The sequence below is a fragment of the Kitasatospora sp. NPDC048407 genome (genome assembly GCF_043200475.1).
Taxonomy (GTDB): Bacteria; Actinomycetota; Actinomycetes; order Streptomycetales; family Streptomycetaceae; genus Kitasatospora.
This window is the reverse complement of record NZ_JBICXW010000009.1, coordinates 37023-49722: the sequence shown is the minus strand read 5'-3', so window position 1 is coordinate 49722 and position 12700 is coordinate 37023. Positions and strand designations below refer to the sequence as shown.

Sequence of the window (12700 nt, the reverse complement as noted above, 5' to 3'; positions counted from 1 at the left end):
AAAGGGGCGGGGTCAGACCCGTTCGGTCGCCCGCCCCTGCTCCTCGCTCACCCGGTCCGACAACCGGGTGAACACGTACCGGTTCATCGCCCAGTAGCGGAACACCATCGCCAGCAGGGTGCCCAGGATCATGCCGCTGAGGAAGTCGGCGACCTCCTGGGTCATGTGGGTGACGTGCGGTTCCCGCAGGTCGAACAGGTAGCGCGAGGCCGCCAGCGGAAGGTCGTTGACACCGACCGCGAGAGCGCTGACCACGACGAACAGGACAGCCTCGCGATGCTTGCCGGCGGCCCGGAAGGACCATTGCCGGTTCAGCACGTACGAGACGCCGGTGGCGATCACGGTCGCGACGGTCAGGGCGACGAGCGGCTTGGCCTCGAAGACGGTCATCTTCAGAGCGAAGTTGATCAACATGGTGAGCACGAAGCAGGTTCCTCCGACCACGAGGAACTTCACCAACTTGCGGTGCTTGACCAGGAACGGACGGAAGTTCTCCGGCATTGCGGTCAGCGCGCGCTGCGTAGGGGACGGCATGCCGGAAGTCTGCCATGGGCCACAATCGGCAACCACCAGGGGCCGGGGAGTGGACACTCCCCGGCCCCTCGGCCGTCATCAGGCCGCCGCGACCAGCACTTCCGCCGGCTCCAGCGCCAGCCGCAGCACCTCCCGGACGTCGGACACGGCGTGCACCGTGAGCCGCTCCAGCACCTCGGCGGGGACGTCGTCCAGGTCCGCCTCGTTGCGCTTCGGGATGATCACCGTGGTGACCCCGGCCCGGTCTGCGGCCAGCAGCTTCTGCTTGACCCCGCCGATCGGCAGCACCCGGCCGGTCAGCGACACCTCGCCGGTCATCGCCACGTCGGTGCGCACCTTGCGCCCCGACAGCAGCGAGGCCAGCGCCGTGGTCATCGTGATGCCCGCGCTCGGGCCGTCCTTCGGCACCGCGCCGGCCGGCACGTGCAGGTGGATGCCCCGCTCGCGCAGGCCCGTCACCGGCAGCTCCAGCTCGGCGCCGCGCGAACGCAGGTAGGAGAGCGCGATGTGCGCCGACTCCTTCATCACGTCGCCCAGCTGCCCGGTCAGCGTCAGCCCGGTCGAGCCGGTCTCCGCGTCCGCCAGCGACGCCTCGATGTAGAGGACGTCACCACCGGCCCCGGTGACCGCCAGGCCGGTCGCCACCCCGGGCACCGCGGTGCGACGCTCGGCCGGCTCCTGCGCCGACTCCGGCACGTGGTGCGGCCGGCCCAGCAGCGCCCGCAGGTCGTCCGGGCCGATCGCGGCCGGCAGCTCGCGCTCGCCCAGCTCGGTCTGCGCGGCGACCTTGCGCAGGACCCGCGCGATCGACCGCTCCAGGTTCCGGACGCCCGCCTCCCGGGTGTACTCGGCGGCGAGCCGGCGCAGCGCCTCCTCGTCCACCGTCAGCTGCTCCGCGGCGAGGCCCGCCTTGGCGAGCTGGCGGGGCAGCAGGTGGTCGCGGGCGATGGAGACCTTCTCGTCCTCGGTGTAGCCGTCCAGCCGGACCAGGTCCATCCGGTCCAGCAGCGGCTCCGGGATGGCCTCCAGCACGTTGGCGGTGGCCAGGAACACCACGTCGGACAGGTCGAGCTCGACCTCCAAGTAGTGGTCCCGGAAGGTGTGGTTCTGCGCCGGGTCCAGCACCTCGAGCAGCGCCGCCGCCGGGTCGCCCCGGTAGTCCGAGCCGACCTTGTCGATCTCGTCCAGCAGCACCACCGGGTTCATCGTCCCGGCCTCCTTGATCGCCCGGACGATCCGGCCGGGGATCGAGCCCACGTACGTCCGCCGGTGGCCGCGGATCTCCGCCTCGTCCCGGACGCCACCCAGCGCCACCCGGACGAACGACCGGCCCATCGCGCGGGCCACCGACTCGCCCAGCGAGGTCTTGCCGACACCGGGCGGGCCGACCAGCGCCAGCACCGCACCTCCGCGCCGGCCGCCGATCTGGCCGAGCCCCTGGTCGGCCCGGCGCTTGCGGACCGCCAGGTACTCGACGATCCGGTCCTTCACGTCCGCCAGACCGGTGTGGTCGGCGTCCAGCACGGCACGCGCGGCGGTGATGTCGTACGAATCCTCGGAGCGCTCGTTCCACGGCAGCTCCAGCACGGTGTCCAGCCAGGTGCGGATCCACGAGCCCTCGGGCGACTGATCACTGGAACGCTCCAGCTTGTCGACCTCCTTGAGCGCCGCCTCCCGGACCTTCTCGGGCAGCTCGGCCGCCTCCACCCGCGCCCGGTAGTCATCCTCTTCGGTACCCGCCTCACCGTTCAGCTCGGCCAGCTCCTTGCGGACGGCCTCCAGCTGGCGGCGCAGCAGGAACTCCTTCTGCTGCTTGGCGACGCCCTCCTCGACGTCCTTGCGGATGGTGTCGTTGACCTCCTCCTCCGCGAGGTGCTCGCGCAGCAGGCCCAGCGCGTACTCCAGCCGGGCCTGACGGTCGGCCTCCAGCAGCACCTTCAGCTTCTGCTCGGCGGTGGCGAACGGCGCGTACCCGATGTTGTCCGCGAGCTCGCCGATGTCCTCGATCGCGGCCACCCGGTCCACGATCTGCCATGCCCCGCGCTTGCGCAGCCACTTGGTGGACAGCGCCTTGTACTCCTTGGCCAGCTCGGCCGCCCGACCTGCCACCGGCAGCCCGGCGTCCGACTCCTGGAACGGCGTGGTCTCCACCCACAGCGCCGCCCCCGGCCCGGTCGTCCCCTTGCCGATCCGCACCCGGCGCACCGCGCGTACCAGCGCCGCCGGGTCACCGTCCGCCAGCCGCCCGACCTGCTCGACCGTCGCCAGCGCACCCACCGCCGCGTACGACCCGTCGAGCCGCGGCACCAGCAGCAGCTGCGGCTTCCCCCCGTTGCTCCCCGCCCTGGCCGCCTCCACGGCAGCCCTCACCTCCGGATCCGAAAGCTCCAGCGGAACCACCATGCCAGGGAGCACGACCTCGTCGTCGAGGGGCAGCACGGGCAGAGTGAGCGGAATGGACGTCGATGCCATGATCTCTCCCCAGTCAGTGAAGTTGAGCTGACCTGACTAAGGTTTGGCACGCCTCGGTTGTTCCCCTCCGGGTGTTCACCCTGAGCGAAGGGGACTCAGGGTGGATGTCTCAGCCCTCCGCGACGGCCGTCGAGCGCTTCCACGCCCACGCCCGCTCCGGCCCGCGCGGCCCCCTGCCGCGCCTCAGCCACGGCCACATCGCCACACCCAACAGCAACGCCGCCGGGTGCCCGACCGAAGTCACCAGATCGGGGTCGGAGAGCAACTGGTGCCCGATCAACGCCAGCCCCGCGCCCAGCGCCACGGCCCGCCCGGGCCGCGGCAGCAGTCCGGCCAGCCCGCCGAGCGAGGCCAGCACCCCGTAACTGACGCCGATGTCCATCGCGTCCAGCACATCGGGCCCGGCCGCCCCTCCGGCCACGCTCGCCACGGCCACCCCCTGCGAGAGCAGCGTCGCGCCGATGTGCCCGGCCCCGAAGACGCCGAGGGCACGGACTCCCCCCGCCCGTCGTTCAAGAGGTGCGACGGTGCAGAGGAAGGCCCAGAAGTAGGGCGCCCAGACCGAGCCGGCGACCCACAGGCCGCTGCCGATGAGGGAGACCACGGGGTGGACGAGCAGGTTGTGCGCGTCGGTGGAGGACACCGACTGGAGCCGGTGCACGGTGTCGGGGTCGCCGAAGCGGGCGTAGAGCGTGGTGCCGAGCAGCAGGCCGAGGTAACCGAGCGCGAACGGGTTCGTCCGGGGGGTGGGGACGGCCCGCAGGCCCGGCCGGATCAGCCGTCGTCGCAGTTCCGCGCTGGTCATCGTGCCTCCCGAACGCTTCGTCCGCCCCACGATACGGGTGGCAGGTGAGAGGTGTCTGGGTAAGTCCTGTGAAGACCACTGTCCGTGCATATGCCGCTCGCACACGTACCGTTACAGGTCGCAAGCGCTTTGGGTAAGGTACTGGCCCGTGCCCGTCCGATCGGGGACCTGCCAAGCATGACGGTCCGCGGCCGGAATCATCCGGTCAGCCCACCCGGGCGGGGACGGCGTCCGTACGCTGCCAGGAGCAGCACCGGCGGGCGGGGCAACAGCCCAAGACGGATTGAGACGACTACAACGCGGAGCCCGCCCGTCCCCACAGACGGCCGGCCCGCAGCCCTGGGGGCGGTGGCGTGACCGTGACAGAGATTCAGCAAGAGACGATCAGCAGTGGCCCGGTGGGTACCCAGCGACGGGTGCTCGTCGTGGAGGACGAGCCGACCATCGCGGAGTCGATCGCGGCGCGCCTGGGAGCCGAGGGCTTCAAGGTGGCGGTGGCCCACGACGGGCCGGGCGCAGTGGACGGGTTCCACACCTGGCAGCCCGACCTGGTGGTGCTCGACATCATGCTGCCGGGCTTCGACGGCCTCGAGGTGTGCCGCCGGATCCAGGCCCAGCGCCCGGTGCCGGTGCTGATGCTGACCGCGCGGGACGACGAGACGGACCTGCTGGTCGGTCTGGGCGTCGGCGCGGACGACTACATGACCAAGCCGTTCTCGATGCGCGAGCTGGCGGCCCGGGTGAACGTGCTGCTGCGCCGGGTGGAGCGCGCCCAGCAGGCGGCCCGCACGCCGGCTCTCGGCAGCCTGCGCTTCGGCGAGCTGGAGATCGACCACGTGCAGCGCCGGGTCCGGCTGGGTTCGGGCGACGTGCACCTGACGCCGACCGAGTTCGACCTGCTGGCCTGCCTGGCCGCGCAGCCGCGTGCGGTGCTGACCCGCGAGCAGCTGCTGGCCGAGGTGTGGGACTGGACCGACGCGTCCGGCACCCGCACGGTCGACAGTCACGTGAAGGCGCTGCGCCGGAAGATCGGTGCGAGCTGGATCCGTACGGTGCACGGCGTGGGTTACGCGCTGGAGGCTCCGCTGTCCTGACCCGGAGCCGCCGGTTCGGGCCTCCGGGGGGCCCGCGCGGCGGTCCGGTCGTGCACGGGGGACGAGTTCTGGGGACACATGACCTTTCCACAGCAACGCAACGGGGAAGCCGAGCCGACCCCGCAGCCCCCGCTGGCGGTGCGCGCCGCGCGCCGGGTGTGGGCCGACATCCGCCCGTTCGATCCGGTGCGCTCGGTCAAGGGCAAGCTGGCGATGCTGGTGGTGGTCTCGGTGGTGCTGGCCACCGGCATGGTGGTGGTGGCGATCCGGTCGGAGACCCAGATCCGGATCATCATGATCTTCTCGCTGATCGCCTCGCTGCTGTTCATGCAGTTCCTGGCGAACGGTCTGACCGCGCCGCTGCGGGACATGACGGCGGCGGCCCGGTCGATGGCCGAGGGCGACTACACCGCCCGGGTGGACGTGTCCTCCCGGGACGAGATCGGCGAGCTGGCCGACACCTTCAACCGGATGGCCGGCGACCTGGAGGCCGCCGACCGGCACCGCCGCGAGCTGATCGCCAACGTCTCGCACGAGTTGCGCACGCCGATCGCGGCGCTGCGCGGCCTGCTGGAGAACGTGGTGGACGGCGTGGTGAAGCCGGACCCGAAGAACCTGGGCACCGCGCTGGAGCAGACCGAACGCCTGGGCCGGCTGGTCACCCACCTGCTGGACCTGTCGAAGCTGGACGACGGCGTCGTCCCGCTGGACTGCCGCCCGTTCCAGGTGCGGGAGTTCCTGGACGGCGTGCTGCGGGGCGTGACGGTGGACGGCGCGACGGCGGGCGGAGCGTACGCCCGGCGCGAGGACGTGCGGCTGGCGGTCGACGTGCAGCCGGCCGAGCTGTCGGCGGTGGCGGACGCGGAGCGGCTGCACCAGGTGGTGGCCAATCTGGTGGACAACGCCTGCAAGCACTCGCCGGCCGGCGGCACCGTGACGGTGCGGGCCCGGGCGGCGGAGGGCGGCGGGCTGCTGCTGGAGGTGGAGGACCAGGGTCCGGGCATTCCGGTCGCCGACCGGGAGCGGGTGTTCGAGCGGTTCGGCCGCAGCGGTTCGCCGACGGCGCTCGGCCCGGGCAGTGACGGCGGGACCGGCCTCGGGCTGGCCATCGCCCGCTGGGCGGTGGACCTGCACGGCGGCCGGATCCGGGTGGCGGAGGCCGCCGCGGGCTGCCGGATCGAGGTCACCCTGCCGGGTGAAAGCGCGATCGCCGTCTAGTTTGTGGCGGAACCGGTACAAACCGCGTTCGAGGCCGGGCCGGGACAGTCAACGGACCGTCCCGGCCCGCCTGTTCGTCCGATTTTCACTCGGTATGGCAGTGATCGCCCCGGCCGCGGGTTCCCTGCTTTCCGGCATCTCTAACGCACAATTCCAGCCAAAATCCGGTCCACCGATGTGATCTGGGCGACGCCTGACCATCGGGGACTGCGCGATCACTGGTCGGAGGCGTAGCCTTAATCCCCGCTGTCCACCATCCCAAAAGGAAGCGGAAGAGGGCGGTTGCCCCGTGTCGCCACACCAAGAAACCCCCAGCTCGGCAAGCTCCACTGGCTTCGGCCCCAATGAGTGGCTCGTCGACGAGATCTACCAGCAGTACCTCCAGGACCCGGCTTCGGTCGACCGTGCCTGGTGGGACTTTTTCGCCGACTACAAGCCCGGTACCGAGGTGACTCCCGTGACCCAGGCCGCAACCCCGGTCGGCGCCCAGCCGGCCCCCGTTGCCGCTCCTGTTGCCGCTGCTCCGGCCGCGACTTCTCCGGCCGATGCCACTCCAATGGCCGCCACCCCGGCGCCCGCGCAGCCGGTGGCCCCCGCGCCGCTGGCCGCCGCTCCCGCCGCGCCGCCCGCGCCGAAGGCCGCGACCCCGGCTCCGGCCCCGGCCGCCGCCGCGAAGGCCGCCGCCGAGGGCCCGGAGCTGGTGCAGCTGCGCGGCCCGTCCAAGGCCGTGGCGTCGAACATGGATGCTTCGCTGGAGGTTCCGACCGCCACCTCGGTGCGCGCGGTGCCCGCCAAGCTGCTGATCGACAACCGCATCGTCATCAACAACCACCTGCAGCGCGCCCGCGGCGGCAAGGTCTCCTTCACCCACCTGATCGGCTACGCGCTGGTTCAGGCCGTGAAGGCCAACCCGGGCATGAACTACAGCTACAAGGTGGAGGACGGCAAGTCCTACCTGGTGAAGCCCGAGCACGTGAACCTGGGCCTCGCCATCGACCTGGTCAAGCCGAACGGCGACCGCCAGCTGGTCGTCGCGGCCATCAAGAAGGCCGAGACGCTCGACTTCTTCGGCTTCTGGCAGGCCTACGAGGACATCGTCCGCCGGGCCCGCGCCAACAAGCTGACCATGGACGACTTCACCGGCGTCACGGTCTCGCTGACCAACCCGGGCGGCATCGGCACCGTGCACTCCGTGCCGCGCCTGATGCAGAACCAGGGCACCATCGTCGGCGTCGGCGCGATGGAGTACCCGGCCGAGTTCCAGGGCTCCTCCCCGGAGACCCTGGCCCGCCTGGGCGTCTCCAAGATCATGACGCTCACCTCGACGTACGACCACCGGGTCATCCAGGGCGCGGCCTCGGGCGAGTTCCTCCGCTCGATCCACCAGCTGCTGCTGGGCGCGAACAACTTCTACGACGAGGTGTTCGAGGCTCTGCGGATCCCGTACGAGCCGGTGCGCTGGGCCACCGACGTGGCGACCACGCACGACGACGAGGTCAACAAGACCGCGCGTGTCATGGAGCTCATCCACTCCTACCGGGTCCGCGGTCACCTGATGGCCGACACCGACCCGCTGGAGTACATGCAGCGCAAGCACCCCGACCTGGACGTCACCACGCACGGCCTCACCCTGTGGGACCTGGAGCGCGAGTTCGCGGTCGGCGGCTTCGGCGGCCAGAAGATGATGAAGCTCCGCGACATCCTCGGCCTGCTGCGCAACACGTACTGCCGCACCGTCGGCATCGAGTACATGCACATCCAGGACCCGGCGCAGCGCAAGTGGCTGCAGGAGCGCCTGGAGAAGCCGTACACCAAGCCGGAGCGCGAGGAGCAGCTGCGCGTCCTGCGCCGGCTGAACTCGGCCGAGGCGTTCGAGACCTTCCTGCAGACCAAGTACGTCGGGCAGAAGCGTTTCTCGCTGGAGGGCGGCGAGTCGCTCATCCCGCTGCTGGACGCCACCATCGACGCCGCCGCCGAGCACCGCCTCGACGAGGCCGTCATCGGCATGGCGCACCGCGGCCGCCTGAACGTGCTGGCGAACATCGTCGGCAAGCCGTTCGGCAAGATCTTCGGCGAGTTCGAGGGCAACCTCGACCCGAAGTCGATGCACGGCTCGGGCGACGTGAAGTACCACCTGGGCTCCGAGGGCACCTTCACCGGCCTGGACGGCGAGACCATCAAGGTGTCGCTGGCCGCGAACCCGTCCCACCTGGAGACGGTCGACCCGGTCGTCGAGGGCATCGCCCGCGCCAAGCAGGACATCCTGGACTTCGGCGGCACGACCTTCCCGGTGCTGCCGATCCAGATCCACGGCGACGCGGCCTTCGCGGGCCAGGGCGTGGTCGCGGAGACGCTGAACATGTCGCAGCTGCGCGGCTACCGCACCGGCGGCACCGTGCACATCGTGGTCAACAACCAGGTCGGCTTCACCGCCGCCCCGACCTCCTCGCGCTCGTCGATGTACTGCACCGACGTCGCCCGGATGATCGAGGCGCCGATCTTCCACGTGAACGGCGACGACCCGGAGGCCGTGGTCCGCGTCGCGCGGCTGGCCTTCGAGTTCCGTCAGCAGTTCCACAAGGACGTCGTGATCGACCTCATCTGCTACCGCCGCCGCGGTCACAACGAGGCCGACAACCCGTCGTTCACCCAGCCGCTGATGTACGACTTGATCGACAAGAAGCGTTCGGTGCGCAAGCTGTACACCGAGGCGCTGATCGGTCGCGGCGACATCACCATGGAAGAGGCGGAGCAGGCGCTCCAGGACTTCCAGGGACAGCTGGAGAAGGTGTTCGCGGAGGTCCGCGAGGCCACCGCCGCCCCGGCGCCGGCCGAGACCGGCCGCCCGGTCGCGGACTTCCCGGTGTCCATCCAGACCGGCATCTCCGCCGAGATGATCAAGCGGATCGCCGCCTCGCAGGTCAACCTGCCGGACTGGCTGACCGTGCACCCGCGTCTGCTGCCGCAGCTCCAGCGCCGCGCCGCCTCGATCGAGGACAACACCATCGACTGGGCGACCGGCGAGGCGCTCGCCATCGGCTCGCTGCTGATGGAGGGCCACCCGGTCCGGCTGGCCGGCCAGGACTCCCGCCGCGGCACCTTCGGCCAACGCCACGCGGTGCTGATCGACCGGAACACCGGCGAGGACTACACCCCGCTGATGTACCTGACCGAGGACCAGGCCCGCTTCACCGTCTACGACTCGCTGCTCAGCGAGTACGCGGCGATGGGCTTCGAGTACGGCTACTCGCTGACCCGCCCGAACGCGCTGGTCATGTGGGAGGCGCAGTTCGGCGACTTCGTCAACGGCGCGCAGACCATGGTCGACGAGTACATCGCGTCCGCCGAGCAGAAGTGGGGCCAGCACTCCGGCGTCACCCTGCTGCTGCCGCACGGCATGGAGGGCCAGGGCCCGGACCACTCGTCCGCCCGCCCGGAGCGCTTCCTGGCGCTGTGCGCGCAGGACAACATGACGGTCGCCATGCCGACCCTGCCGTCGAACTACTTCCACCTGCTGCGCTGGCAGGCGCACAACCCGCACCACAAGCCGCTGGTCGTCTTCACCCCGAAGTCGATGCTGCGTCTGAAGGCCGCGGCGTCCTCGTCGTCCGAGTTCATGAGCGGCTCGTTCCGCCCGGTGATCGGCGACAGCACGGTGGACCCGGCGCAGGTCCGCAAGGTGGTCATCACCTCCGGCAAGTTCTACTACGACCTGGAGGCGGCCCGGACCGAGCGTGGCGTCACCGACACCGCGATCGTCCGCGTCGAGCGCCTGTACCCGCTGCCGATCGCGGAGCTCCAGGAGGAGCTGGCCCGCTACGGCGAGGGTGTCCAGTTCGTCTGGGCGCAGGAGGAGCCGGCCAACCAGGGTGCCTGGCCGTTCATCGCGATGAACCTGGTCGACCACCTGCAGGTCGTCATCGGCCGCTCCGCCAACGGTGGCGCCCGCCTGCGCCGCGTCGCCCGCACGGCCTCCTCGGCCCCCGCGGTCGGCTCGGCCAAGCGGCACGCCGCCGAGCAGGCGGCCCTGGTCGACGAGGTGTTCGCGCTCTGACGCGCTGACGCCCACCCGGCCCTGTCGGCCCCCGCCCCCGGTCTCCGGGGGCGGGGGCCGCATCCGTTCCCGGGCGGCGCACTATCCTGGGCGGCGGCGTACCAGAACCACCCACCGGAGCGAGTAACCGTGTACTTCACCGACCGCGGCATCGAGGAGCTGGACAGCCGGCGTGGCGAGGAGGAGGTCACTTTCGAGTGGCTGGCCGAGCGCCTGCGCGAGTTCGTCGACCTGAACCCGGACTTCGAGGTGCCGGTGGAGCGGCTGGCCACCTGGCTGGCCCGGCTGGACGACGAGGACGACGAGGACTGACAAGCCCTCAGCAGCGCGGCCCGGCAGGCGTTCTCGCCTCCCGGGCCGCCGGCTTTTTCGGGCGGTCCCGGGGTCGCCCTTCAGGGTGGGGTCGGGGTCGGCCGGGGTGCGCTCCGGGTCCGGATCGGGGTCGGATCTCCTTGACTTCCGCCCGACGCGATATATCGTAAATATCAAAGAGAACGCGATACATCGCGTATGGGAGGACGGGGAGCCGGACATGTTCCAGCAGACGGTAGACAGCACCGAGACCATCACCTTCGACGAGGCCGCGCACATCCTGCACGTCCGGATCGTCGACGGCACCGTGAACGTGGTCCCCACCGAGGGACCGGCCCGCCTCGAAGTCGCCGCTCTGGAGGGCGAACCGCTCGAGGTGACCCTGATCGACGGCGTACTCACCGTCAGCTACAAGGACCTCAGCTGGGCCGAGGTCGGCGTGGCCGTGAAGTCCGTGGAGACCGTCAAGTCGTACTTCTCCGGCCTGCGCCGCAAGCGCCGGGCCGAGATCACGGTGGCCGTCCCGGCCGCCGCCGCGGTCAAGGTCGGCACGGTCTCCGCGCACGCCACCGTCTCCGGCATCACCGGCGAGGTCGCGGTGAACGGCGCCAGCGGCGACACCACGCTGGCCGGGCTGACCGGCCCGGTCTCCGCCAACACCGTCTCCGGCGACGTGGACGCCGAGGGCCTGTCCGGCGAGCTGAAGGTCAACACGGTCTCCGGCGCGGTCACCCTGGTGGCCGGCAGCGCCACCCGGATCCGCGCCCACTCGGTGTCCGGCGCGGTCACCCTCGACCTGGACGCCGCCACCCCCACCGACATCGGCGTGACCACCGTCTCCGGCGCGGTCGGCGTCCGGCTGCCCTCGTTCGCCGACGCCAAGGTCGAGGCCGGCACCACCAGCGGCACCCTCTCCAGCGCCTTCGCCGAGCTCGCCGTCGGCGGCGGCTGGGGATCCAAGAAGCTCTCCGGCCAGCTCGGCTCCGGCGCCGGCCGCCTCCAGGTGACCACCGTCACCGGTGCGGTCACCGTCCAGCGCCGTCCCGACGCCGAGGAGGACCGGCCGGCCAAGGAACTGACCTCCGGCCCGCTCGACCTGACCAAGGAGGCCTGAAATGACCCCGGTGTTCGGCCACGGCCGGCTTCGCCTGTACCTGCTGAAGCTGCTCGACGAGAGCCCCCGGCACGGGTACGAGGTGATCCGCCTGCTGGAGGAGCGCTTCCACGGCCTGTACGCGCCCTCCGCGGGCACCGTCTACCCCCGGCTCGCCAAGCTGGAGGCCGAGGGACTGGTCAGCCACACCACCGAGGGCGGCCGCAAGGTCTACCGGCTGACGGACACCGGGCGCACCGAACTCGCCTCCCGCCAGGACGAGTTGACGTCCCTGGAGGCCGAGATCCACGACTCCGTCGGCCAGCTGGCCGGCGCCATCCGGCAGGACGTCCGGGACAGCGCCAAGGACCTGCGCGCCGAACTCTGGCAGCAGGCCGAACAGACCCCCGCCGCCGGCGGCGACCCGTTCGCCGCACCCTGGCGGGACAAGGAGTCCTGGCAGCGCGCCAAGGAACAGTTCGCCCAGCTCAAGGCCGAGGCCAAGGAACAGGCCCGGCGCGCCAAGGAGCAGGAGAAGGCGGCCCGGCAGCAGGCCAAGGCCGCCGAGGCCGAGGCCAAGCGGCTGCGCGAGCAGTCCAAGGCCGCCCGCACCGCCGCCCAGCAGGAAGCGCTGCGGCTCAAGCGCCGGATCGAGGAACAGGTCCGCGAGCACACCTCGCACGGCGACTGGTCCACCGGCCTCGCCGAGGGCCTCGCCGAACTCACCCGCGGCCTCGGCTCACTCGCCGACGCCGCCCGCTGGGGCTCCCACGAGACACCGGCCACCGAGACGCCGGCCCCGGAAGAACCCGTCCGGATCGACCTCGACAAGTCCGACACCGAGCTGCCGGACTGGGCCCGCACCGACCCGGCCGGCGACCCGGTCCGCGAACTGGAGCGCCTGCTCGACCGCTTCCGCGACCACGTCCGCGACACCGCCCGCGACCGCGGTGTGGACGCCGCCGGCCTGGCCCGCGCCCAACAGGCCCTGGCCGCCGCGGCCCGCGCCCTGCACGAGCGCCGATGAGCCCGAAGAGCCCCTGACCTGAAGGAAGGTCAGGGGCTCTTCGCCTGCTCAGGGGCCCTTCGCCTGCTCAGGCGGTCAGGGGTCAGGGGGT

9 protein-coding genes are annotated in these 12700 nt (G+C 71.3%); 6 read left to right on the top strand and 3 right to left on the bottom strand.

Annotation, left to right across the window (positions count from 1 at the left end; genetic code table 11):
- Positions 1–12: 12 nt before the first annotated feature.
- The 3 genes from ACGFWJ_RS18430 to ACGFWJ_RS18420 all read right to left on the bottom strand — a co-directional run bounded on the left by ACGFWJ_RS18430 (position 13) and on the right by ACGFWJ_RS18420 (position 3811).
- Complete coding sequence (locus ACGFWJ_RS18430) at positions 13–534, bottom strand: GtrA family protein (protein WP_392950635.1); 522 nt, start codon at positions 532–534, stop codon at positions 13–15.
- 78 nt (positions 535–612) lie between these two features.
- Positions 613–3006 carry an endopeptidase La gene (gene lon / locus ACGFWJ_RS18425; protein ID WP_392950631.1) on the bottom strand — a complete coding sequence of 798 codons (2394 nt, stop codon included), beginning with the start codon at positions 3004–3006 and terminating at the stop codon, positions 613–615.
- A gap of 109 nt (positions 3007–3115) precedes the next feature.
- Complete coding sequence (locus tag ACGFWJ_RS18420) at positions 3116–3811, bottom strand: rhomboid-like protein (protein ID WP_392950629.1); 696 nt, start codon at positions 3809–3811, stop codon at positions 3116–3118.
- A gap of 359 nt (positions 3812–4170) precedes the next feature.
- On the opposite strand from ACGFWJ_RS18420, the gene ACGFWJ_RS18415 reads away from it, so the two are divergent.
- From ACGFWJ_RS18415 to ACGFWJ_RS18390, 6 genes are all read left to right on the top strand, one after another.
- The gene (locus ACGFWJ_RS18415) at positions 4171–4905 is read left to right on the top strand and encodes a response regulator transcription factor (RefSeq protein WP_014138042.1); all 735 of its coding nucleotides are present in this window, start codon (positions 4171–4173) and stop codon (positions 4903–4905) included.
- Between the two features lie 78 nt (positions 4906–4983).
- Entirely contained in the window at positions 4984–6123 is a 1140-nt protein-coding gene (locus ACGFWJ_RS18410; protein WP_387637380.1) for an ATP-binding protein, read from the top strand.
- Positions 6124–6412: 289 nt separating this feature from the next.
- Positions 6413–10177: a multifunctional oxoglutarate decarboxylase/oxoglutarate dehydrogenase thiamine pyrophosphate-binding subunit/dihydrolipoyllysine-residue succinyltransferase subunit gene (locus ACGFWJ_RS18405; RefSeq protein ID WP_392950627.1), complete on the top strand. Its 3765-nt coding sequence runs from the start codon at positions 6413–6415 to the stop codon at positions 10175–10177.
- 129 nt (positions 10178–10306) lie between these two features.
- The gene (locus ACGFWJ_RS18400) at positions 10307–10489 is read left to right on the top strand and encodes a DUF6104 family protein (protein WP_387637385.1); all 183 of its coding nucleotides are present in this window, start codon (positions 10307–10309) and stop codon (positions 10487–10489) included.
- A gap of 220 nt (positions 10490–10709) precedes the next feature.
- A complete protein-coding gene (locus ACGFWJ_RS18395; protein ID WP_387865513.1) occupies positions 10710–11603 on the top strand; it encodes a DUF4097 domain-containing protein in 894 nt (297 codons plus the stop codon).
- Position 11604: 1 nt separating this feature from the next.
- A complete protein-coding gene (locus ACGFWJ_RS18390) occupies positions 11605–12609 on the top strand; it encodes a PadR family transcriptional regulator (RefSeq protein WP_392950623.1) in 1005 nt (334 codons plus the stop codon).
- Positions 12610–12700 lie beyond the last annotated feature (91 nt).